General features: G+C 57.2%; 27 protein-coding genes and 1 pseudogene. 18 read left to right on the top strand and 10 right to left on the bottom strand.

Annotated elements, in window-relative coordinates; genetic code table 11:
- Positions 1 to 38 precede the first annotated feature (38 nt).
- Positions 39 to 419, bottom strand: a complete 381-nt coding sequence (locus FHP24_RS26195) for a response regulator (RefSeq protein ID WP_139679192.1) — start codon at positions 417 to 419, stop codon at positions 39 to 41.
- Positions 420 to 919: 500 nt separating this feature from the next.
- Here FHP24_RS26195 and FHP24_RS26190 point away from each other — a divergent pair, with 500 nt between their 5' ends.
- Positions 920 to 1,321: a DUF2177 family protein gene (locus tag FHP24_RS26190; RefSeq protein WP_139679191.1), complete on the top strand. Its 402-nt coding sequence runs from the start codon at positions 920 to 922 to the stop codon at positions 1,319 to 1,321.
- 4 nt (positions 1,322 to 1,325) lie between these two features.
- Complete coding sequence (locus FHP24_RS26185) at positions 1,326 to 1,847, top strand: hydrolase (RefSeq protein WP_139679190.1); 522 nt, start codon at positions 1,326 to 1,328, stop codon at positions 1,845 to 1,847.
- A gap of 63 nt (positions 1,848 to 1,910) precedes the next feature.
- On the opposite strand, the gene FHP24_RS28865 is transcribed toward FHP24_RS26185, so the two are convergent.
- Positions 1,911 to 2,048, bottom strand: a complete 138-nt coding sequence (locus FHP24_RS28865; protein WP_180356132.1) for a hypothetical protein — start codon at positions 2,046 to 2,048, stop codon at positions 1,911 to 1,913.
- On the opposite strand from FHP24_RS28865, the gene FHP24_RS29355 reads away from it, so the two are divergent.
- Positions 2,042 to 2,500 carry a DUF982 domain-containing protein gene (locus FHP24_RS29355; protein ID WP_342782359.1) on the top strand — a complete coding sequence of 153 codons (459 nt, stop codon included), beginning with the start codon at positions 2,042 to 2,044 and terminating at the stop codon, positions 2,498 to 2,500. The genes FHP24_RS28865 and FHP24_RS29355 overlap by 7 nt on opposite strands.
- Before the next feature lie 34 nt (positions 2,501 to 2,534).
- On the opposite strand, the gene FHP24_RS26175 is transcribed toward FHP24_RS29355, so the two are convergent.
- Positions 2,535 to 2,774, bottom strand: a complete 240-nt coding sequence (locus FHP24_RS26175; RefSeq protein ID WP_139679189.1) for a hypothetical protein — start codon at positions 2,772 to 2,774, stop codon at positions 2,535 to 2,537.
- Between the two features lie 327 nt (positions 2,775 to 3,101).
- Here FHP24_RS26175 and FHP24_RS29470 point away from each other — a divergent pair, with 327 nt between their 5' ends.
- A complete protein-coding gene (locus FHP24_RS29470) occupies positions 3,102 to 3,290 on the top strand; it encodes an ArsR/SmtB family transcription factor (protein ID WP_139679188.1) in 189 nt (62 codons plus the stop codon).
- Between the two features lie 83 nt (positions 3,291 to 3,373).
- Here the strand turns inward: FHP24_RS29470 and FHP24_RS26165 are convergent, their stop codons facing one another.
- The 3 genes from FHP24_RS26165 to FHP24_RS26155 all read right to left on the bottom strand — a co-directional run bounded on the left by FHP24_RS26165 (position 3,374) and on the right by FHP24_RS26155 (position 7,097).
- The gene (locus tag FHP24_RS26165) at positions 3,374 to 3,715 is read right to left on the bottom strand and encodes a DUF2958 domain-containing protein (protein WP_246091948.1); all 342 of its coding nucleotides are present in this window, start codon (positions 3,713 to 3,715) and stop codon (positions 3,374 to 3,376) included.
- A gap of 347 nt (positions 3,716 to 4,062) precedes the next feature.
- The gene (gene ligD / locus FHP24_RS26160) at positions 4,063 to 6,726 is read right to left on the bottom strand and encodes a DNA ligase D (protein WP_139679187.1); all 2,664 of its coding nucleotides are present in this window, start codon (positions 6,724 to 6,726) and stop codon (positions 4,063 to 4,065) included.
- A 62-nt stretch (positions 6,727 to 6,788) separates the two neighbouring features.
- Complete coding sequence (locus FHP24_RS26155) at positions 6,789 to 7,097, bottom strand: hypothetical protein (RefSeq protein ID WP_139679186.1); 309 nt, start codon at positions 7,095 to 7,097, stop codon at positions 6,789 to 6,791.
- A 137-nt stretch (positions 7,098 to 7,234) separates the two neighbouring features.
- Here FHP24_RS26155 and FHP24_RS26150 point away from each other — a divergent pair, with 137 nt between their 5' ends.
- Positions 7,235 to 7,705: a hypothetical protein gene (locus FHP24_RS26150; protein WP_139679185.1), complete on the top strand. Its 471-nt coding sequence runs from the start codon at positions 7,235 to 7,237 to the stop codon at positions 7,703 to 7,705.
- 52 nt (positions 7,706 to 7,757) lie between these two features.
- Positions 7,758 to 7,967 carry a hypothetical protein gene (locus FHP24_RS26145; protein ID WP_139679184.1) on the top strand — a complete coding sequence of 70 codons (210 nt, stop codon included), beginning with the start codon at positions 7,758 to 7,760 and terminating at the stop codon, positions 7,965 to 7,967.
- A 463-nt stretch (positions 7,968 to 8,430) separates the two neighbouring features.
- Here the strand turns inward: FHP24_RS26145 and FHP24_RS26140 are convergent, their stop codons facing one another.
- Genes FHP24_RS26140 through FHP24_RS26130 form a run of 3 tightly spaced genes read right to left on the bottom strand, consistent with a single transcriptional unit; the run spans position 8,431 to position 11,938 of the window.
- Complete coding sequence (locus FHP24_RS26140) at positions 8,431 to 9,261, bottom strand: SMP-30/gluconolactonase/LRE family protein (RefSeq protein WP_139679183.1); 831 nt, start codon at positions 9,259 to 9,261, stop codon at positions 8,431 to 8,433.
- Complete coding sequence (locus tag FHP24_RS26135) at positions 9,258 to 11,039, bottom strand: glycoside hydrolase family 15 protein (protein WP_139679182.1); 1,782 nt, start codon at positions 11,037 to 11,039, stop codon at positions 9,258 to 9,260. The genes FHP24_RS26140 and FHP24_RS26135 overlap by 4 nt, the downstream gene beginning before the upstream one ends.
- Positions 11,039 to 11,938: an SDR family oxidoreductase gene (locus FHP24_RS26130; RefSeq protein WP_139679181.1), complete on the bottom strand. Its 900-nt coding sequence runs from the start codon at positions 11,936 to 11,938 to the stop codon at positions 11,039 to 11,041. Before FHP24_RS26130 ends, FHP24_RS26135 begins: the two co-directional genes overlap by 1 nt.
- 145 nt (positions 11,939 to 12,083) lie before the next feature.
- Between FHP24_RS26130 and FHP24_RS26125 the strand changes: the two genes are divergently transcribed.
- The 10 genes and pseudogenes from FHP24_RS26125 to FHP24_RS26080 all read left to right on the top strand — a co-directional run bounded on the left by FHP24_RS26125 (position 12,084) and on the right by FHP24_RS26080 (position 20,258).
- Positions 12,084 to 12,950: an SDR family oxidoreductase gene (locus FHP24_RS26125; RefSeq protein WP_180356131.1), complete on the top strand. Its 867-nt coding sequence runs from the start codon at positions 12,084 to 12,086 to the stop codon at positions 12,948 to 12,950.
- A 252-nt stretch (positions 12,951 to 13,202) separates the two neighbouring features.
- Positions 13,203 to 13,520, top strand: a complete 318-nt coding sequence (locus FHP24_RS26120) for a PepSY domain-containing protein (protein ID WP_139679180.1) — start codon at positions 13,203 to 13,205, stop codon at positions 13,518 to 13,520.
- Between the two features lie 27 nt (positions 13,521 to 13,547).
- Positions 13,548 to 14,155 (top strand): annotated as a pseudogene (locus FHP24_RS26115) (general stress protein).
- Between the two features lie 65 nt (positions 14,156 to 14,220).
- The gene (locus tag FHP24_RS26110) at positions 14,221 to 14,727 is read left to right on the top strand and encodes a YciE/YciF ferroxidase family protein (RefSeq protein ID WP_139679179.1); all 507 of its coding nucleotides are present in this window, start codon (positions 14,221 to 14,223) and stop codon (positions 14,725 to 14,727) included.
- Positions 14,728 to 14,809: 82 nt separating this feature from the next.
- Positions 14,810 to 16,957: a catalase gene (gene katE, locus FHP24_RS26105; protein WP_139679178.1), complete on the top strand. Its 2,148-nt coding sequence runs from the start codon at positions 14,810 to 14,812 to the stop codon at positions 16,955 to 16,957.
- 249 nt (positions 16,958 to 17,206) lie between these two features.
- The gene (locus tag FHP24_RS26100) at positions 17,207 to 17,650 is read left to right on the top strand and encodes a pyridoxamine 5'-phosphate oxidase family protein (protein WP_139679177.1); all 444 of its coding nucleotides are present in this window, start codon (positions 17,207 to 17,209) and stop codon (positions 17,648 to 17,650) included.
- Between the two features lie 70 nt (positions 17,651 to 17,720).
- On the top strand, positions 17,721 to 17,987 hold the full coding sequence (locus tag FHP24_RS26095; protein WP_139679176.1) for a hypothetical protein: 267 nt from the start codon (positions 17,721 to 17,723) through the stop codon (positions 17,985 to 17,987).
- Positions 17,988 to 18,003: 16 nt separating this feature from the next.
- Entirely contained in the window at positions 18,004 to 18,783 is a 780-nt protein-coding gene (gene xth / locus FHP24_RS26090) for an exodeoxyribonuclease III (protein ID WP_139679263.1), read from the top strand.
- Between the two features lie 193 nt (positions 18,784 to 18,976).
- Positions 18,977 to 19,840, top strand: coding sequence for a TIGR02587 family membrane protein (locus FHP24_RS26085; protein WP_139679175.1), 864 nt, complete (start codon positions 18,977 to 18,979; stop codon positions 19,838 to 19,840).
- Between the two features lie 7 nt (positions 19,841 to 19,847).
- Positions 19,848 to 20,258, top strand: a complete 411-nt coding sequence (locus FHP24_RS26080) for a hypothetical protein (protein WP_139679174.1) — start codon at positions 19,848 to 19,850, stop codon at positions 20,256 to 20,258.
- Between the two features lie 116 nt (positions 20,259 to 20,374).
- Here the strand turns inward: FHP24_RS26080 and FHP24_RS26075 are convergent, their stop codons facing one another.
- Positions 20,375 to 20,554: a DUF3606 domain-containing protein gene (locus FHP24_RS26075; RefSeq protein WP_139679173.1), complete on the bottom strand. Its 180-nt coding sequence runs from the start codon at positions 20,552 to 20,554 to the stop codon at positions 20,375 to 20,377.
- A gap of 806 nt (positions 20,555 to 21,360) precedes the next feature.
- On the opposite strand from FHP24_RS26075, the gene FHP24_RS26070 reads away from it, so the two are divergent.
- Both FHP24_RS26070 and FHP24_RS29280 read left to right on the top strand, forming a co-directional pair.
- Positions 21,361 to 21,648 (top strand): PAS domain-containing protein, encoded by a 288-nt coding sequence (locus tag FHP24_RS26070; protein ID WP_281287471.1) that lies wholly within the window; start codon positions 21,361 to 21,363, stop codon positions 21,646 to 21,648.
- Positions 21,649 to 21,654: 6 nt separating this feature from the next.
- Positions 21,655 to 22,221 carry a PAS domain-containing protein gene (locus tag FHP24_RS29280; protein ID WP_342782362.1) on the top strand — a complete coding sequence of 189 codons (567 nt, stop codon included), beginning with the start codon at positions 21,655 to 21,657 and terminating at the stop codon, positions 22,219 to 22,221.
- Positions 22,222 to 22,236 lie beyond the last annotated feature (15 nt).

Genomic DNA, 22,236 nt, shown 5'->3' with positions numbered 1-22,236 from the left:
TGTCGGGAAAACATGGCGGCCCGGATCAGACGCGCCGATCAACTCGCCAGCCGCTGTCTTTCACTGGATATCATGCCAGCGACCATCGTCGTGATAGCGTCCAATCCGTATGGCTTGGCGACAAAAATAGCGTCGCCCGGCAACTCGTCTGGTCTTGGGCGGTGTCTTCCCGATGCGATGATAATCGGAACGTTCATGCGCGTATCGGAAATCATCTGAGCGAGATCGAAGCCGCTGAGGCCACCCGGCATGTCGACGTCCGTAACGACAGCGTCAACCTTTCGTTGCCCTAGAATCGCAATTGCCTCAAGGACACTTCCCGCCTCAATCACGTCATAGCCTTCATCCAGCAGGGTGTCGGCGAGCAACATCCGGATGAGGATCTCGTCTTCGACGATGAGAACTGTACGCTGATACATGGCAGTCTCCGCTGAGTGATAACGCGATTAACTCGCTTGCCCAGATTTCGATCGCCCCTCGAACCAAAGTATTCGCCAACATATTTAATAAAATCCGAATGAATTAGACCCTGACCTGAGACGCGCTGCTCGAAACCGGATCGCCACCAGAGCGCCACAGCGTACGTCCATTTTATACCGCGCCCCCTCCCACGCGAGAGCGGAAATATTTCCCGGAACGAAGAGAATACCCTTTGCAAACGTCGAGACCGGGCGCTGCGGGGCCACAAGAGCCTCCTACGAGGCCGTTTCAGGCCATTGAGCGAGATCGCTGTTTGCCGACACCCCTGATGACACTGATGTACTCTTCCATGTGGTGTCCTCCATACAGACGTGGGAAGCGATCGGGCTCCATTCGACCCGATCTCCTAGGGGGCTAGGAAGGGAGAAAATGCGGAACAAGCCTGCCTTCTACGGGTTCATCGACACCTGATGATGATCTGCGCGAGGAACGAGCACTGATGAAGACGATCGCTATAGCCTACCTCGGAACTCTGATCTCCTTTTTGATCATCGACGCCATCTGGCTTGGCCTCATTGCGAAAAGCTTCTACCAGCGCCAGCTTGGCGACATGATGCTCCCCTCGCCCAACTTTGCGGTGGCCGCGGTCTTTTACCTGTTCTTTGCGATTGCCATCGTCGTGCTTGCGGTCAGGCCGGGTCTTGAAGCCGGTTCGATCTGGACGGCGGTTGGATATGCCGCAGTGCTTGGGCTCGCAGCTTATGGCACCTACGACATGACCAATCTTTCGACGCTTAAGGGCTGGCCGATCCCGGTGACCATCGCCGATCTGGTTTGGGGCACCTTCCTCACGAGCGTGGCCAGCGCGTGCGGGTACACCTCCACCCGATTTTTTAGTTGAGCACGTGATCTTTTTCACGGGCGACACGCATTTCGGCGATCCTCGGGTGCTCCGCATCGATCGGCGACCATTCTCCAACATGGCTGAGCATGACGCAGCGCTCATCCGCGACTGGAACGCCATCGTGGGGGATGATGACGACGTCTGGCACCTCGGCGATTTCATGTCTGCAAAGGCCGGCGACTGCTCGGAGCTGCTGTCTTTGCTCAACGGCCGCAAACATCTGATCGTGGGCAACAACGATCCTCACACGACGACCAGCTCGGATGGATGGGTCAGCGTTCAACACTATACCGAGCTCCGGGAAGGAGGCCATCACCTGATCCTTTGCCACTACGCATTCCGCACCTGGAACCAAATGGGAAAGGGCTCCATAAATTTGCACGGCCACTCGCACGGGCGGCTCAAGCCTGCGCCCCGGCAGTTCGACGTCGGCGTCGACGCTCAAGGACATATGCCAGTGTCACTCGGAGATATCCTAGCCAGCAGAACGCACGGGCAGCAGCCGAAGAAGAGATTCCCATAGTCGCAACCCCAATCTAATGGATGGCGACGGACGCGAATTTAGCGCGTTGATAGACCGCTTTTCTCAAATAGGATAAGAAGAGTCAGATTTTGTGTACGGCTGGTCATTTAGCTCATTCGAGCGGATCTCTTCCAGCACCTGATAATGGACACGCTGACCTCTGGCGTAAAGATTTGCAAAACCTTCGCTAACAAATGCCATCTCATGGATTTCCTCGTTGTACGTCGTGCGCACGACGAATTTTCCTTCTATCTCCGAAACGTCCACGTTCCACAAAACGCCGCCCTCCCCTTGATCATTTTCATTCCAATTGCCTAATATTCATTAGGGAGGAGGAACCTAAGCCAATGATGGCCGTTCCCTCGCCGCGAATATGTAGGGAGTTCAACACCATGTCTGGTCCAAACGCACGCTGGAACGAACCTGTCGAGGTTTCGTTCCCGACCACCGGCTCGTATAAGGTCGCAGGCCCATTTGAGGCCTTGGCACACCTCACGGATAACTGGCCCGCTCAACAGGGACTAAATTTCGTTAAAGCCCGAAGCGCGTGCCGGGGCGCCCTGGCTGGTCACCGTACCGTCGATGAAGCTAGGATTGCATTCGAAGCGGCAGCAGCCGAAGCGCGCAAGCAGTTTGACAGCCGCCCCCATTAATCTATTCAGAGGGGCCGGATTTTTTCCGGCCTTTTCAAGTCTCGAAATATGCAGTCGACGCGCAATCTTGAGCCGCGTACAAATCGCGGTCATCATCACCCGTTCCCTCGACGTAGCCGCTTTTGCGGTTGGTGGTGACAAGCCAATTCCACTGCTCGACCTGATTTCCGACCAAACCATCCGGCCACACCTGTGCGACTTCTGCTGCTTCGTGCGTCCCGAGCCAACGCTCACTGTTTGGTGGCAAAAGCCATCTGAGGGTACGACGAGGCATCGTAGCCACCTCCTTTAAACTTCGTTGAATATGGCTCGGATTTTAAGAAATGTTCTAAGTTCGTCAACCGCCTAGGCGAGTTTGGTACGGTCGCGTGACCTAACGACTACCGTACAAACTCTTGCGTTTCACTCCAAATTAGCGTTGACGTGTTTCCGCGCGACCCGCCCCTCGACGCCTTGCGCTACGTCTTTGGACGTTTTCTTAGCGTATGGAGTTTTGCGTGAGTGAAGACATCCTCTTTGACGAGGCTGCAACCTTCTCGGCCTAATGGCCAATGATAGCAGGTTACGGATCTTTGAGCTTATCACTCAATGCGAGTAGGACGTGGGTTCGTTAGCCGTAACACTCCACATAAGCAAATCCGCACTGTCTCAACATTTGAAGAAGATGCGTGACCTGAAAGTTGTAGCGATCCGACGAGATAGACAGACGGTTTTCTATTCAAGCAACCATGAAGGCGTGTTGAGATTGCTTGGCACACTCAAGGGTATCTTCGATCCGCCAGCAGCCTAATCGCAGATTATATTAGTCTAATTTTAGCAGAACGGAATGTGAGCTGCCTGGAGATGGCCTGGAAACTTCTCCGTCCGTTCATATTAATCGCCTGCAACTACCCGTCGCGCTCGCCGTGCTTCATGAGCGTAGACACTGATTGGGTGTTCGCCACGGAAATGAAGATCACGTTCGATATGCTGATCATCCGGACCGCGAATGTCTTCTAGATCACTCAGCAAAACGTAACCAAGCTCCGGTTCGCCAAGTCCAAGGTCACATAGACCGAACATCATGTCCTCGTCATCTTTGTCGATGTCCACTATCAACCATGTCGCATTAGCCCAAGGGGTAAAGAACTTGACCACTGGTGCATGGTCTCCCTCCTTCGTCGCGTTGTTCAACTTGAGACGTTCAAGTATTTCAGCGGTCACCAACTGCATCATTGCACCTCAACTGAAGCCATTCCATAAATTACGATGGTTGAAATGCGGTGGACCATTTTGCGTTCCATTCCGAAACAATCCTCAACCTTTGTTCGGACCGGTGTCCGTCGATCACCTAAGCTTAATCTACATTTACTCAACGCCTGTTTGCGCGATGCAACTCCGAGTCACTTCGAATGCATCCTAAGGGCGAGTGAAGACTGGACATTAGGACACGTCGTTTCACCGTAGCGAGCGGGATTGCCGTTTGGCTTCTCGGCGACTTCATGTCCACAAAGTCCGGCGACTGTTCGGAGCGGCGCCTCTGGAGCTCTCACCAAGCTGTGGCGTAACCGGCGACGGCATGATCAAGCGACAGCTTTCGTCAGCCTCGCCTGCCGCTTGATAGCCTGGGCCAGAGGTCTTTGTCCGTCGCAATAATCCTGCCAAGCCGTGCTTTTCTTCAAGAGGTCCGGCACGGTCCTCACCGTAAAATGCTTCGGGTCTAGGTCAGCTTTAACCTGCATCCAGGTGAGCGGCATGGAGACTGTGGCGCCAGGACGGGCCCGCGGTGACAACGGCGCCACTGCCGTCGCCATGCGATCGTTGCGCAGGTAGTCGAGGAAGATGCGACCCTCCCGTTGGTTTTTGGCCATCTTGATCAGAAAGCGTTCCGGGTTGTCGAGAGCCATCTGCTCGCAGACGTCACGGGCAAAGCCTTTCGCCTCGTCCCAGCTTATTTTCTTGCCCCTTGGCACCGCCAAGGGCGTGACGACATGCAGGCCCTTGCCGCCTGTCGTTTTGCAGAAGCTGACAAGCCCAAGATCTTCCAACCGGTCGCGGATTTCCCGTGCAGCCTCGACAACGGTCGAAAAGCCGACGTCTGGACCGGGATCGAGATCGAAGACCAACCGTCCGGGGACCTCGGGCTGATTGGGTTCGCAGTTCCACGGATGAAGTTCGACGCCGCCAATCTGGGCGATGGCCGCCAGCCCCTCGACCCTGTCGATCTGGAGGTAAGGTTTTTTGTCGCCGAACACAGTAACAAGCTCAAGCAGGTTGGATGTCCCCGGCATCGCATGGCGCTGGAAAAACTGTTCACCACCAATCCCATCCGGCGTGCGGATGATCGAACAGGGCCGACCTTTGATGTGGTTGATCAGCCATGCGCCCACTGCCTCATGATAGTGCGCAAGATCGAGCTTAGTGACCGGCTGTCTGTCGCCGGCATCCGGCCAAAGGACTTTATCGGGGCTGGAGATCATGACGCCCATCACCTCCACCTTGGCCCCTCTGCGGAAACGTTTGGGCGCCGGCTTGTCGGTTTCCGGATCCGGCACTTCGTTTTCGACCGGAGATGCCGGTGTCTCGACCTCGACCTCGTCGGCCGGCTTGTCTTCCCGCAAACCCTTGAATGATGCCTGCCTCACCTGACCGTCGGCGGTCCACCCGGCAAACTCGATCTCTGCGACGAGTTTCGGCTTGAGCCAGACGATATCGGCGGCTTTCTTCGGCGCGCCGATACCGGTGAAGGGCGACTTCGAGGTCTCCACCTCCGTCAGTTTTGGCAACAGTGTCTCAACGACCTTCGCGCCATACCCCGTGCCGACCCGGCCGACATAGACGAAATGATTGCCGCGGTTGACGCCGACAAGCAGCGAGCGGAACCGGCCGTTGGTCTTGGCATAGGCGCCGATTACCACTTCATGGCCAGCGCGGCATTTCGACTTAGCCCAAGTGTCTGAGCGGCCGGACTGATAGGGCGCCTTTGCCTGTTTTGAAACGATGCCTTCCAGCGACAAACGACACGCAGACTTCAGCACAGCATCACCGCCGGTCTCGAAATGCTCGACAAATCGAAGGAGCGGATCGTCGCCAGCGTCGGAGAGAAGCGCGGCCAATCTCTCCTTTCGCTCGGTCAGCTCCAGCTCGCGCAGATCCTCATCTCCGGCGAAGAGGAGATCGAAGGCGAAGTAAACGAGATCATCCGTCTTGCCCTCCGACAGCGCCGCCTGAAGGGCTGCAAAGTCAGGCGCGCCGTTTTCGTCGAGCGCGCAGATCTCGCCGTCGATGATGCAATCGGGAAGAGAGGACGCAGCTGAGCCAATAGCCGGCCATTTATTCGTCCAGTCGAGACCCTTGCGGGTCTTCAGCGTGACCTCGCCGTTTTCCACCCGCATCTGGATCCGGTAGCCGTCGAATTTGATCTCATGGATCCAGCCTTTGCCGGAGGGTGGGCGATCCAGCGTCGCGCAAAGCTGGGGCGCAATGAAGTCCGGCATGGCCGATGAAGGGCGTTTGACCGAGGTCGGTTTCCTCGAGGCTTTCGGCTTGATGTTACGGCCGGCCTTGCGCTCCTCTGCCGCCATACCCTGGCTGCTGTCCCAGACGGCGTCCGCTTCGACCACCGCCTCGCTCAACATGAAGGGTTTTGGCTTGCGTCCCTTGCCAGATGCGATCGCATCCATCGTGCGGCCCGACGCGACGGATTTCAGGTTCTTTTCCAGAACGGCAGCACCGTCCTCGTCGACAGAGAACGCGTCGTGATGCTTGATCAACAGCCAGTTGGTGCGCTTGCCGCCGTCCCGGTCGTGGCGCATGCGCACCAGGACGAAGCTGCCATGCAGCCGGTCTCCCTTCAGCGTGAATTTGAAATCTCCCTTGGCGAGTGCCTCCTCCGGTGACCTGTTGCCTTCTGGCTCCCAGTATCCCCGATCCCACAGCATCACCGTCCCGCCGCCGTACTCGCCTTTCGGGATCGTCCCTTCGAAATCGCCGTAATCGAGCGGATGATCCTCGACCTCGACGGCCAGCCGCTTGTCGCCGGGATCGAGCGACGGCCCTCTGGTCACCGCCCAGGATTTGAACACGCCATCGAGCTCGAGGCGAAGATCGTAATGCAGCCGAGTAGCGTCGTGCTTCTGGATCACGAACCGCCGGCGGTTCGATGATCTGACTTCAACGTCTCCGCTTGGTTCTGCGGTTTTCTTGAAGTCGCGCTTGGCACGGTATGTCGAGAGGTTGTTGGCCATCGGCTCGCTAGTCCTTGAGCTTAAACGAGTGGGGCCGGCATTATGCCGGCCCCACAAACTATTTAGCGTCCAGACACGCGGATCGCGCCGGCGTCACCGAGGCTGCGTTGAACAGCCGCAATCTGGTCGGAAGCGATATCGGCCGAGACCTCGATCTCCCCTTCGAGCGCAGCGTCATCACGTGATCCGCCCTCGTGCGACGCATCGCCACCGGAAGGCTTCGAGCCCGTTGTGTTTCGATCGGTCGCAGACTGAATGAAGATGTCTGGGCGCGAGATCCCGTGCTGCTGCACCAGGTGCTCGACGGCAAGGTCTGCTGCTTCGCGCGTATCAAACGTAGCGCGGATGATGGTGGTACTATCGTCAGCCATGAGGCTCGCTCCTGTTTCCTAAGGTCACAGCTACAAACGCGGGGAAGAGCGGCTGGTTTCGTTTACCGACGATGATTGAAACAAACGGAACCTTACGCCTCTGCAAGTGTTCGTGGATGGAACCCAGGAGGACACCAATGACCCCGCCGAAATCCCCAGCAGTTGAGGCTCTTGAACAAGAACAAGCCCGGCAGTCCCGCGAAGTTGGATCTGAACTCGAGGATGGTCTCGAGGCCACATTCCCGGCCTCCGACCCGGTCACGGCGACAATCCCGTCCATTCCAACCGGGATCGCGCCGTCTCCTTCGGAGGAGGCTGGCTTTGGCTCGGACGCGCCGCTCGTCGATAAGGCTCTGGCAGCGACGAGGGAGCCGGAGCAGACTGATGGGACGACATTTGCATCTTCCCGCGAAGAGCTTGAAGCTCTGAAGGTGGAGGTTGGGCTTCTGCGGGAGAGCGCCAGCGAGATCGGGTCGGCGACATTGCGCGTCGCGAAAGCGCAAGCCGCCGACGTACTCGTAAACCTGAAGGAGCGCATCCGTCGCAAGCCATTACCGGCGGTTGGTATCGCCGCCGTCATCGGCTTCGTCTGGGGCATGACGCGTTGATGTGACCTTAAGTTGCCCAGACCGTTCAATGTGAACCCAAATGGAGGAAAAAATGGCCAACCCGGAAGACGATGCAAAAGGTCAATACGCGCCATCCCAGGCGGACCCACATGCATCCGGCGTCCACAGCGCCAAGCCAACTGTCATCACCGGATCCGAGGACGCAACTGAGCACAGAGTCCCGCCCGGTCAGAAAGGTCCCCAAAAGGATTGGGACATCAACTTTGATCCCGCCGACGACAGCAAGCCAAGCAACCGTTAGAATACATAGGGATCTGCAGGGGGAGATGACCGTTCTTGCAAGCGTCGCTCTTGGCCCGTTTGAAACCTCATCTCGTTTCATGCGTTGGTACGGCACCCTCAAGAGCGGGAGACGCACATGGGCCGGAAACTGACTAGCGTCTATACGGTTCTGGTTGAAGGAATGTCATCGGGACTGGCCGGCCATGAACTCTACAGGTTTGTCACGGACACTGCGATGTGTTTTCACACAGCCTCTGTCGGGCAGCCATCCTCTCCATCTCTGAATCGCGCATAATCGACCGTGAAGCGCTTGAGGGAGTCTATATGATCGCAACCGATCAAAGGATCAGATCTACTTTGAACCTCCGTCACTGAACGATAGTGTTTCTGCAAAGCCTGGACGGTTCGGATTGCCAAGCCTCGATAATGTGATGCAGGTGCTGCCACGGAAAATTAAGGTAAGAGGCTTTTGTCCCGACTAGCTACTTATGATAGCCGTCGATAACAAAGATGTGCCCCGAGAGCGGGAATTTCTGACGCTGTTCATCGTCCAGGCCATCAAAAGCCGTGGTGATGAATAGTGCGTTTCCGGCTAACACACAGCTCGTTGGATTTGGCACGGGCAAAGCGATCCGCCTAAGCAACTCACCGCGCGGCGAAAAGACGTTCAGACTGGAGCTGCCGAACATTGCAGCTATGACATTGCCGTCATTGTCCAAGGACAAGCCATCCGGACTATCCTCACCCGTTTTGACGAACACGCGCTTATTCAAGGCGACACCGGTTTCAGTATCGTAATCGTATTGCCATATCGTGTTTCGGGCCGTGTCCGCGTGATACATGACACCTCCATCCAGGGACCAGGCCTTGCCATTCGCGTTGGCGTAGCCCCCCTCGAACTCCTCCAGATGATCGCCGCGAAGGACATAGAGCGCTGCTGTCGGCGAAGGATCGTCAGCGGTGTTGATCGTGCCCACCCATAACCTTGCCTGGGGATCAAGCTTGCCGTCGTTGAGCCGGTGATCCTTTGGAAGGTCCAGCAAAGCAATGGGCATCTCCTCCCCGCTTTTGGGATCGAGATGATAAACGCCATCCGCCATGCACAGAACAAGCCGTCTGTCGTTGGGATAGGCAAAGCTGACTTCCTTCGATACCGCCCAAGTCTGATGCGCTCGCTTATCCGGGGAGTACCGATGCACCGAGCGCCCGATGATATCCACCCAGTACAGGGAGGCGGTTGGCGCATCCCAATAAGCACCTTCACCCAGTTGGCAGGCCGGCAAGCGCGGGTCGAGAATTCGAACATCCATCATCTGTTTTCCTGGAGCGAGAATATTGCGTGAAGCAAAGCGAGGTGGCTTAAGCCTTGCGGGAGGTTGCCCAGCCCTTCCCCGGTTGCGGGATCGATTTGTTCGGTGAGAACACCGAAATTGTTGCCAAGTTTTTCAAGCAGCTGAACGAGCATATCCTCGGCGCGATCGACCTCCCCGAGAAATGCATAGGCTTCGACCAGCCAACAGCAGCAGGCGACAAAAGCACCCTCTTCTTCGGCAGCCCCGCTATAGCGATAGACGAGCGGTCCAACAGCAAGTTCTCGCTCGATAGCATCTCGTGTTCTTCGTAAATGATCGTCGTGCTCGAAACCAAAACGGGTCGTCAGCAAAAGTGCCGCATCAAGCTTGTCGGTCCCCGCATAAAATGTATAGGCCTGCCGCGCCTCCGACCAGCAGTTGGCATCGATCCATTCCTTAACGCGACGGCTTTCATCATCCCACCGATCCGCGTCACCAGCGATATGTCCAGCCCTTGCCATCTCCGCAGCCTTCGTCAGGGCGAGCCAGCATCCAATCTTTGAGAATGTGTAATGCTGCTGATCCTCGAGCTCCCAGATGCCGGCATCTTTTTCTTGCCAGCGATCAACGACCTGTTCTGCCAATCGCGTTAACAGCTTGCTCGTCCGGGGATCCAGGACATGTCCCACATCGGCAAAAAGGGCAGCGGTTTCCAGCAAGTCGCCATAGCAGCTCAATTGGACCTGCGTTTTGGCACGATTGCCGGTGCGCACCGGTGATGACCCCTTGTAGCCGGACACATCAATAATCTCTTCGTCCGGAACCTCACCGCCTGTGAGCGTGTAGACGACCGACGGTGTCGGCCCGTCATCGTCGATTGTGCGCACCAGCCAGCCAAACGCAGCGATCGCCTCGGAAAAGGCGCCAGCCCGAAGGAAGGCCTTGATCGTGTAAGCTGCATCACGGATCCAGGCGTAGCGATAGTCGTAGTTCTTGTCTCCACCTATCCGCTCCGGCAGTCCGGAGGTGGCCGCGGCCGCGATTGCACCGGTCTTCGAGTAGAGCAGGAACTTGAGCGACAAGGCACAGCGGATGAAGTCTTTTTCGAATGGACCATCATAGCTGAGTTTTTCCGACCAGCGTCGCCACTCGTCATCGCTGAAGTCGATCCGCGCATCGATTTCCGACAGTTTCGGTATCGCCAGCGGGGCTTTGTCAGCGACAAGATAGGCGATGCAGGTTCGCGATCCATCTGTTGCCTTATACCGCGCCAACGTCCGTTGATCTTCGTCAACCGTGATCACCACATCGTCCGAGTGGCAGAAAGTCGTCGTCAGATCGCCGATGTAACGAACCGCTGCGTTGGGATGATCAATCCGCCTCACCTCTCCCTGCGCACAGATCGGGTTGACGACGATCTCGAAATCCACCGACCCAGCCAAACCCTCTATGCGCCGGGCCAACTCGCACCATGGCAGCCTGCCACCAGCGCCGCTGTTCAAGGACTCGGTCACCCGGGCCCGGCCGGTCTCGGTGATAAAGATGGTCTCCAGGACATTGCTGTCTTTGCAATACTGGCGCTCGATCTTGAATGGCTGAACCGGCTTCAGCGAGAACCGCCCTCCATTTTCGTCATGCAGGCGGTTGAACAGAGGCGGCGAATCCATATCAGGCGCGCACCACCAGTCGATCGAACCGTCCGCTCCGACTAGGGCAACTGAGCGACCTTCACCGACCGCGGCATAATGCTCGAGCGGCAAGAAGCCGCCCGAGCGCGCAGGCTCCAAGGATTTGAGCATCAGGGCAGCGTGTTGCCGCCGGTGACGCCAAAGACCTCGCCGGTGATGAAGCTCGATTCCTGCGTTGCGAGAAACACGTAAATTGGAGCGCATTCTGCGGGCTGGCCGGGCCGCTTCATCGGGACATCGCTGCCGAACTCGACAATCTTGTCCTGCGGCTGGCCGCCGGACGTTTGCAGAGGCGTCCAGACGGGACCGGGTGCGACGACATTGACGCGAATCCCATTCGGCAGAATCTGTTTCGACAAAGCCTTGCTGAAGGCGACAATTGCCGACTTGGTGGGTGCGTAGTCGAGCAACGTCTCTGATGGCTGGTAGGCCTGGATTGACGCGGTGTTAATTATGGTCGCACCTTTGGGCATCAACGGAATGGCCGCCTTGCAGATCCAGAACAGGGCATAGACATTGGTCTTGAAGGTTTCGTCGAACTGATCCGTCGTGAGATCGGCGATCGTTTCAACCGACTTCTGACGGCCAGCTACATTGACCAACAGATCAAGGCCGCCGAGTTCGGCATGAGCCTTGGTCACCAGCTCCTTGCAAAAAGCTTCGCTTTTTAGATCGCCCGGAATGGCGAAAGCCCTCCGACCCTCAGCCTCGATCAGTTTGACGACCTCGTCGGCGTCAGGCTGCTCTTCCGGGAGATAGTTGATGACGACGTCGGCGCCCTCTCGTGCGAAGGCAATGGCTGCCGCTCGTCCGATCCCGGAATCGCCACCCGTCACCAGAGCCTTGCGGCCCTTGAGCCGGCCGAACCCTTGGTAACTGGTTTCACCGTGATCCGGGACTGGCTGCATCTTGCTGGCAAGACCGGGAACGGGTTGGGGCTGCTCGGGAAATTTTGGCTGAGGATACTGCGTCAGGGGGTTCTGCATGTCGAACTGATTGGCTGAAGCCATTCTCTTCACTTCCTTTTTTAATGAGCGAAGATGAAAGCCGCAGCGACTGGAGAAGTTCCGAACTTAACTGAGCGTGCGGCGGTTCACCGCGGAACAGTTACCCATCCAGCCGGTTAAGCCTCCGTCATTCAACCGGAGGAAGATCATGACCGACGAACAACGCCGCCCGACCCCACCTTATCCAGAACAACAACAGGAGCCGCCAGGCAAAACCGCTTCGATGCAACCTGTCCCGGATCATGGCGAGAAATCCTATCGCGGGGCTGGCAAGCTGCAAGGCAAGGTCGCGCTGATCACAGGCGGGGATTCTGGTATTGGCAAAGCCGTCGCAATCGCCTTCGCACGAGAGGGCGCTGACATCCTGATCTCCTATCTCAACGAAGACGAGGACGCAGCCGATACCGCTAAATGGGTGGAGGAGGCAGGCCGCAAGGCGCTTGTCGTTCCGGGCGACATCACATCGGAAGCGCATTGCCAGACGCTGGTGGCGCGTGCGGTGGGTGAACTTGGCAGTATCGACATCCTGGTCAACAATGCGGCTTTCCAGCGAACCTACGACGACATCGCTGATATACCGGCCGAAGAGTGGGACAAGACTTTCCGAACGAACATCTACGCGCCGTTCTTCCTGTCAAAGGCTGCCGCCCCACATATGAAACCCGGAAGTGCCATCATCAACACCACCTCCATCCAGTCGCGACAGCCATCACCGCAGCTTCTCGCCTATGCATCCACCAAGGGGGCTGTCTCCAACTTCACAGCCGGCCTTGCGGAAATGCTTGCTAAAAAAGGCATTCGCGTGAATGCGGTCGCCCCCGGCCCTATCTGGACACCCCTTATTCCGTCCACCATGCCGGCGGAAAAAGCCGCCAAGTTTGGGCAACAGACCCTGATTGGGCGCGCTGGCCAGCCTGCCGAACTCGCAGGAGCCTATGTCCTTTTGGCCTCTGAACTTGGAAGCTACATGACAGGCGCTGTCATTCCGGTCACTGGTGGCGAGATCATGATCTAGCAGTCCTGTCACCGAGGCCGGTAGGGAAACTTGCTTCTACGACCTCGGTGGTTCCCACTCGGGTGGGCATAGGCCATTGATGGTAAACCACTCGCAGCACCGGGGAACTGCTCCCAAATCGCGTGTTCTGACCATTCTGCGCAACTCCAGATTAAAATCGGATTCGTGCTCCGATCCCGGAACGAATACGTTCGGCAAAGGTTCTATCCTCACGGGTCTGTGAATACAGATCTGCTACGAGAGGAAACCCCAGTGAAAAACATGATCCTTGCTGCGGCGCTTGTCAGCGCATCCGCCTTCTCTGCGCTCGCCCAGACGACACCGGCGCCGACCTCGAATGGCGACACTCCAGCCGTTGCTACTCCCGATTCCAAGAACGCGACTGCGCCTGTCGAAGGCGCGAACAGTTTCACGCAAGATCAGGCGAAATTCAGGATCGAAAAGGCGGGCTTCTCCGACGTCAAGAACCTGATGAAGGATGACAGGGGCGTCTGGATGGCTGCCGGCATGAAGGACGGGAAAGCCGTCAACATTGCTCTCGACTATCAGGGCAACGTCGTCGCCAAGTAAGCCAATAATTCAAGAGGAGACACTATCATGAAAACTATCACAGGCCTTTTCGACGACTATACCGATGCCAGCGCTGCCGTCAGTGCGCTTGAATCCGCAGGTGTCTCGTCCAAGGACATTAGCATCGTCTCCAACAATGCCGACAACCGCCATGCAGACAAGTCGAACGCGGCCGAAGGTGCCGGAACCGGCGTGGGATCGGTGCAGCCGTCGGCGGTGCGGGCGGGCTGTTGACGGGACTTGGCCTGATGGCAATTCCCGGCGTCGGACCGGTGGTTGCAGCAGGTTGGCTTGCGGCGACTGCGGTCGGTGCGGTTGCTGGCGCCGTTGCAGGTGGCGCCACAGGCGGCATCATCGGCGCGATGACAGGTTCCGGCGTCTCAGAAGAAGATGCACATGTCTACGCAGAAGGCGTGCGGCGCGGCGGCTCGTTGGTGACAGCCAAGGTCGATGACGCGCTGGTGCCGGAAGCCGAAGCGATCCTGCAGCGCTCTAACTGGGTCGATCCTGCCCAGAGGCGCCAGTCCTACAACGAGCAGGGCTGGACCCGTTTCGACGATACGCTCGATCCTTACAGCCCTGACCAGATCGAACAGGAACGCAATCGCTACCGCACAACCACAACCGTGCTCTGACATCGGCTGCGTCCTCAAGGGCGCTTCCGACCATCAGCGCAAATCCAATCAAAAAGGACGATCGCATGGCAGCCGAAAAGACATTGAACGACCTCTTCCTCGATACCCTCAAGGATATCTACTTTGCCGAAAAGCAGATTTTGAAAGCTCTGCCGAAGATGGCACGGGCGGCGCAGTCGGAAGAAGGAAAGGCCGGTTTCCTGCAGCATCGTGACGAAACGCAGGGGCAGATCGAGCGTCTCGAGCAGATTTTCGAACTGCTCGGCAAGCCGGCCCGCGGCAAGACCTGCGAAGCCATCCAGGGCATTCTCGCCGAGGGCGAGGAAATTATCGAAGAATACAAGGGGACGGCCGCGCTTGATGCCGGCCTTATCTCTTCGGCTCAGGCCGTCGAGCACTATGAAATTGCCCGCTACGGCACACTGAAGTCCTGGGCGAAACAGCTCGGCATGAAAGAGGCGGTCTCTCTTCTCGATGCAACTTTGCAGGAAGAGATCGCCACCGATCAAAAGCTGACAGCGCTCGGCGAAGCTTCGGCCAATGCCAAGGGCGCAATGAAGAGGGCCAGCTAGGCCAGTATCGACAAGCATCAGGCCGCCTCCCCAAGCGGCCTTTTTTTGCTTTTCCGCACCTACCAACAAATTGGAGTGTCCCATGGCCAAGAAGACAGCGCCTACATCGTCGGCACAAAAAGCAACATCCGTCACCATTCATGACCAGCAGATGCAGCGAGGTCCAGGTGGCGAACTCCATCAGTTTGCCGAGGGCGACACACCGGTTCTGACCACCGCCCAGGGCGGGCCCGTGGCGGATGACCAGAACTCTCTTCGCGTCGGCGCGCGCGGGCCGCTCGTCGTCGATGATTTCCATTTCCGCGAGAAGATGTTTCACTTCGACCATGAACGCATTCCCGAGCGCGTCGTCCATGCCCGCGGCTATGGGGCTCACGGCTATTTTGAGACTTACGAGTCGCTTGCCCAATACACCCGCGCCGATCTCTTCCAGCGCCCTGGCGAAAAGACACCGGCATTCGTCCGCTTCTCGACCGTTGCCGGGAACAAGGGCTCGGCTGACCTCGCACGCGATGTTCGTGGCTTTGCCGTCAAGATCTACACCCAGGAGGGCAATTGGGACTTGGTCGGCAACAACATCCCAGTTTTCTTCATCCAGGATGCCATCAAGTTTCCTGACCTGATCCACGCCGCCAAGCAGGAGCCCGATCGAGCATTTCCGCAGGCCCAGACCGCGCATGACAACTTCTGGGATTTTATCAGTCTGACGCCGGAAAGCATGAACATGGTCATGTGGATCATGTCTGACCGGACCATCCCACGCTCGCTCCGCTTCATGGAGGGTTTCGGCGTCCACACCTTCCGCCTGATCAACGCCAAGGACGAGTCCACCTTCGTCAAGTTTCACTGGAAGCCAAAGCTGGGCCTGCAGTCGGTTGCCTGGAATGAGGCGGTCAAAATCAACGGCGCCGACCCGGACTTCCATCGCCGTGATCTGTGGAACGCCATTCAGTCCGGCAATTTTCCGGAATGGGAGCTGCAGCTCCAGCTTTTCGATCAGGAATTCGCAGACAGCTTTGACTTCGACGTGCTGGACCCGACCAAGATCATCCCGGAAGAAGTTCTAAAGCCGGTGCCAGTCGGCCGGCTGGTGCTCGATCGAATGCCCGACAACTTCTTCACTGAGACCGAGCAGGTCGCATTCATGACCCAGAACGTGCCGCCAGGCATCGATTTCAGTAACGATCCGCTGCTGCAGGGTCGCAACTTCTCCTATCTGGATACGCAGCTCAAGCGCCTCGGCGGTCCGAACTTCACGCATCTGCCGATCAACGCACCGAAGTGTCCCATGCACAATTTCCAGCAGGACGGCCACATGGCGATGCGCAATCCCGTCGGCCGCACCAACTATCAGCCAAACTCACACGGTGAAGGTCCCCGTGAATCACCAACGCGTGGATATCGCCACTTTCCAGCCGAGGAGCAGGGCACCAAGGCACGATTGCGACCAGAAAGCTTTGCCGACCACTACAGCCAGGCACGGCAATTCTATATCAGCCAGACCGGTGCCGAGCAGCGACACATAGCTTCGGCTCTCACCTTCGAGCTCAGCAAAGTCGAGATGCCGGTGATCCGGGAGCGCATGGTCTCCCATCTGCTCAATATCGACGAGACGCTGGCGGCGACCGTTGCCCAGAAACTCGGGATTAAGCCCATGCCGAAACCAGCGGATGCTGCGATGCCGACCCGGCAAGATCTCGACCCCTCGCCTGCCCTCAGCATAGCCGGGCGCGGACCGAAGCGGTTCGAAGGCCGCAAGCTCGGAATTCTCGTCACCGATGGTGTCGATGCCAAGCTGCTCAAGGGTCTGACTGACGCCATCCTCAAGGAGAAAGGCGTGGTCGAGCTGATTGCGCCGAAGGTCGGCGGTGTCGAAGCCTCCGATGGTAAGCTGATCGAGGCGCAGCACATGATCGATGGCGGACCGTCGGTATTATTCGATGCCGTTGCGCTGTTGACCTCGACTGCGGGTATTGAGGACCTTGTGGACGAGGCGGCAGCGCGCGACTTCGTCGCTGACGCCTTCCAGCATTGCAAGTTCATCGGCTACGATCCATCGGCAACGCCGTTGCTGGCCAAAGCAGGGCTTGCTGATGCGCTTGACGAAGGCCTGATTGAGCTCCCCGGTGAGGCAGGGTTATCCGCTTTCGTGGCCGAACTCGGAAAACTGCGGATCTGGGGACGCGAACCCTCAGTGAAGCTGGGAAAGGCATCACCACCGGTAAATTAACGGCAAAACAGGCGCGGGATTGCCGCGCCTGATCGATCAACCTACTCGGACTGGTATGGGATCGCCCTGTAGGGCGTTGAGTATGGCAGGGTCGCGATAAGCTGACGTGCACCGGCGAATCCTGACCCTCGCATACACTTGAGGTAACAGGCGTGGCCGTCCGAACCCGAGGCCACCCACGCGGCTAGGGCCGTGGAACATCGGCTTACGACTGCCGTTTCCTGCATCAGCTGTCCAATGGAGGAAGAAATGGCTGAGTTGCAAATGTCCGACGCCGCCGCCAAGCTTAAGAAGATCGATTTCTGCATGCTTCATACGAACAACGAAGCGGGTGTCTTCAGCGTTCGGCCGATGAGCAACAACGGAGACGTCGAATACGACGGCGATTCCTACTTCTTTTCCTATGTGGATACCCAAAAAGTCAGCGACATCGAGCGCAACACGCGCGTCGGCCTGACATTTACCGCACCGCCCAGCCTGCTCGGTAAGCCGGGCATCTTCTTGGCAATAGCCGGTACCGCAAGCCTGACGCGTGACAAGTCGCAATTTGAGACCCATTGGGTCAAAGAGCTTGAGCGGTGGTTTCCGGAAGGGATCGATACCGCTGGCATTGTGCTGATCAAGGTGTCGGCCACCGAGATACAATACTGGGACGGTGAGGACAATGGTCGCATCCCGCTCGCGAAGCTCTAAGCTCGTTGGCTCCTGGGTGGCAGACCGACGGGACGCGGACGCACTTTAACTTTATCGAGAGAGGACGACGATGAACCTCAATCATACACACGTCCAGCATGAACGCGTCGGTCACTGGGTGGTGGATTTCGTGTTAGATGACGGGGAAGCAATGTCCGTCGGGGTAACCAACCACCGATTGGCGGCGAACAACAGCATCCTGGAACACGCCAAGCATGTCATGATCGAGCTGACAGACTTCGGGACGAGAGGCGGCAAACCGACATCGAACCGATACGACGCATTGAGTAGCGGAGATCTCGAAAATGAGGGCGTCGCCCTTGAAGCTACGCATTGATGGCGCAGGCACCGCTGTGAAGATCGCGACATATAACGTCAACGGGATCAACGGCCGTCTCGAAATCCTTCTGCGTTGGCTCAACGAAGACAAACCGGACGTCGTTTGTCTGCAGGAACTGAAGTCCACGTCCTTTCCGGAAAAGGAAATCTCGCGCGCCGGATATGGTGCCGCTTGGCAAGGACAGAAGTCGTGGAATGGCGTGGCGATCCTCGCGAAAGGGACTGAGCCGCTGATCACGCGACGGGGCTTACCAGGAGAGCCTGAGGATCAACAGAGCCGCTACATCGAGGCGGCCATCGACGGGGTATTGATAGGTTGCCTCTACCTGCCAAACGGCAACCCTGCCCCCGGCCCTAAATTCGACTACAAACTGCGATGGCTCCGGCGGCTGCAGGGATATGCGACGGAAGTTCTGGAGCTAGACGTTCCCGCCCTCCTGGTTGGCGACTTCAATGTCATGCCGACTGCGCTCGACGTGTACAAACCAGACCGTTGGATCGACGACGCGCTTTATCGCCCGGAGGTCCGCCACGCCTATTCGCACTTCATCGAACATGGCTGGACGGATGCAATCCGTCACCTTCACCCTGATGAGCGCATCTACACCTTCTGGAAATATTGGCGCAACAGCTTCGAGCGCGATGCTGGCCTGCGCATCGACCATTTCCTTTTATCGCCAGCTGTGAAGCCGTGGCTGACGTCTGCCTCTGTTCGGCGCAAGCCGAGGAGTTGGCCGCAAACGAGTGACCATGCCCCTGTGATGATCGAGTTAGACATCCCGGAGGACAATTGAATGAGCAGCAACGCGATTGCCACCTGCGTTAGGAACAGGACACGACCATGTTGATGTCTATAATCGCTCTCTTCTCAGCGAAGTTTTCGCTCATTTCCATCCCACCAGGGCTTCGCCTGCAAGCGCTCTGGTCCTCAACGCAGCTGCCTCTATCTTCCGCGGGTGGGAATTCTTTGCTTATAGGAAACGCGGCATGAGTATCGCGACGACGCGCGAGGATTTTGATACTAGCAAATTTTTTGCTGGGATTGCCCGCGGTATTGCAGGAGCCCTTCTCTTCGCGCTGCCGATGCTTATGACAATGGAGATGTGGCAGCTGGGCGTCTACATGGACCGCACCCGCCTCCTCCTCCTGCTCCTCGTCAACATTCCTCTGCTGATCGTTCTCTCCGACAGGGTGGGCTTCGAAGAGACGTCGACATGGCGGCAAGCGATCCGGGATGCCAGCATTGCTTATGCTCTCGGTATCGTTTCCTGCGCATTGATCCTGGTCGCGATGGGGGTCATCAAGCAAGACCAGTCAGCGCACGAGATTATCGGGATGATCGCACTCCAGGCCGTTCCTGCGAGTATCGGTGCGATGCTGGGTCGAAGCCAACTCGGTGGGCAATCGGCTGATGAAGGCGGCGAAGGTGACGATGACGATCCTGTTCACGAAAGGGAGACGAGCTACGCCGGTGAGCTGTTTCTTATGGCCGTCGGTGCCTTGTTCCTTAACCTCAACGTCGCGCCCACGGAAGAAATGATCCTGCTGTCATATAAGATGACCCCTTGGCACGCCCTTGTCATCATCGCCGCCTCGCTGGCGGTAATGCATGGTTTTGTCTACGCCCTGTCGTTTCGGGGAAGCCATGATCTCGCCGAGGGCACACCGAGCTGGCATGCCTTTGTCCGGTTCACATTGCCTGGGTATCTGATCGCTGGTTTGATCAGCGCCTATTGCCTTTGGACATTTCACAGAACCGATGACATCGGATCCACGCAAACCCTGATGACCGTCGTCATCTTGAGCTTCCCCGGCGCAATCGGCGCGGCGGCCGCTCGCCTGATCCTGTGAGGCTGCGATGACAAAAATCTCCAACGGTAAAAACATTGAGCCCGGCGCCCCGCACTGGATCGAATGGATCACAGGTGCCGTCTCAGGGATCATCGTAATCGCCGTGATCGTTTGGATAGGAAAGGACGGGTTTATGGACCGCGACACCTCGCCTAACCTTCATGGAAATGTCGTGAAGATGGAGAAGCGCAGCGATGGGTTTCAGGTCCTGTTCGAAATTCAGAACGGTTCCAGTGTGACGGCATCTCAGGTGAAAATTCGAGGTGAAATAAGAGAGCAAGAGTCGGTTCTGGAAAGCTCCGAAACCGTTCTGGATTACGTTCCCGGACACTCGAAAGTCGGTGGCGGATTGATTTTCCGGCAAAATCCGGCTGGGAAGGACGTAAAGGTCAGAGCGACAGCTTTTGATGAACCGTAGATTGGCGGATTTGTTTCCGACTGCATGAGCAGTGGCGAAGCTGAGAACATGGCAAGCACAATGAACGTTCGCGACCTAGCAACTAGGGGTGTCGTACACCCCTAGTTGCGTAGTTTTCAGGTTTTGAGATCGAGTTTCGCTTCGACCTTATCGCGACTATTGCCGACGCTTTTTACGGCGTCTTTAACGGCGTCTTTCGAGACGCCTTTCTTATCAGCTTCATATCGGACCTCGTGATCCTGGCCGCTTGCCACGCGGGCCCGGTCTTGTGCTCTGTCTCTAGGGGTATCAGACATGCGGATCTCCTTTTAACGGGTAAGCATTGATCTGCTGCACAAATGGCACCTTGCAGGTGCCATTTGTCGCGAGCTACCAACGTCGAACGTCGGAGAACGGAGATTTGATCCAACAGACGGATAAATCGGCTGATCAGGCTGCTATGCAGCGATAACCAGGCGTCCCCTTAGGTGGCCTGTCCCATTCATCGTTGCTGCACTTGGGACAAGGAAGACCAAATGCTCCACAACCACAGGCGAACCAGCCTTGATGCGCTCGGTTGGGGTGGCTTTCGCAAATGGAACCCGTGTTTTTACAGGACTTACAGGACTGAGAAGACAGGCGAGGGCGCATTCGCTTTCCATACGGCGAGAGAGCAGGGACGGTGCTCTTTCGTGTAGCATGATGCGGAACTAGCTAGCGGCCGTGATGCGGCGGCAAATAGAGCGTCATGCAGCGGGAACAAGTACCGAGTTCAGGAATTTATAGGCCGTCACGAGGGCCATGAAAGAGCCCCCTCCGTCAGCTCTACGCCCCCGTCCCCATCCCTGTAGAGAGCCCTCGTGATCCCTTTGTTAGTACGATATTAGACATTCCCCATATTGTTGCGCGACAGAAGAACAAAAGGTGGATAAACACCTGTCTATGACATCACCCGAAGAGCGCCGGATAGACGGGGAAATCCACAAAACCACGTCCGGTTCTGACCCGTTCGCGGCAGCAATGCGCGCTACCCGCATGCCGATGATCATCACAGATCCTCGGCAGGACGACAATCCGATTGTCTTTGTATATGACGCCTTCGCGCGGTTAACCGGTTACAGCCGTGACGAATGCCTTGGTCGTAAGTCGTAACTGCCGCTTCTTGCAGGGACCCGGCACGAATACAGACGACGTTTCAAAAGTTCGCGATGCCATCGCCAATCGTGAACCGATCGAAATCGACCTCCTGAACTACAAAAAAGACGGCTCACTGTTCTGGAATCGGCTCCTCGTGTCGCCTGTTTTCGATGAGGGTCAGCTGACCTATTTCTTTGCCTCACAGTTCGATGTGACCCGCGAAAAGACCATCAAGGCGGTCGAGGACCAGGAAGAGCACGAAGCGGAGATGTAGCGGCGCATCGCTGACCTTACGGCTAGCGAAGATCGTCTTAGCTTTACGCTCAAGGCTGGTGGCCTCGGGACTTGGACGCTCGACATTCCCACGGAGCGGCTTGTTTGCTCGGCTCTCTGCAAGATCGACTTTGGACGCAATCCCGCTGATAACTTTGGCTACGAGGATCTGAATAAAGCTGTTCATCCTGACGATTTTGGCAGATGGCAGGAAGCGGTCGTATCTGCTCTACAGTCGGATGGTCAATTGCAAGTCGAGTACAGGGCGATAAGACCTGACGGGCAAATCAGTTGGCTAGAAGTCCGTGCCGAGACGCGTTTCGACAACGAAGGTAGGCCGCTCTTGATGAGTGGTGTTTCGATCGATATCACCGAGCGGAAAGAGGCAGAGGCCTATCGCGCTATGATGGCGGCGGAAATGGCCCACCGCATGAAGAACATGCTGGCGACCGTGCAATCGATCATAAATCAGTCTATGCGCGGCGAACAGCCGCGCCGCCCACTGTCCAGACGAAGGCAACGAGCGCAGGGGGGCTTCGGCTTGCTGCCAGTCAACCTTTGGAATAGAGATTGAAAACGCGCTTTTATC

The organism is Aliirhizobium smilacinae (genome assembly GCF_006335145.1).
GTDB classification, from domain to species: domain Bacteria; phylum Pseudomonadota; class Alphaproteobacteria; order Rhizobiales; family Rhizobiaceae; genus Neorhizobium; species Neorhizobium smilacinae.
The sequence above is the reverse complement of the archived record's forward strand: the minus strand, read 5'-3'. Positions and strand labels throughout refer to the sequence as shown.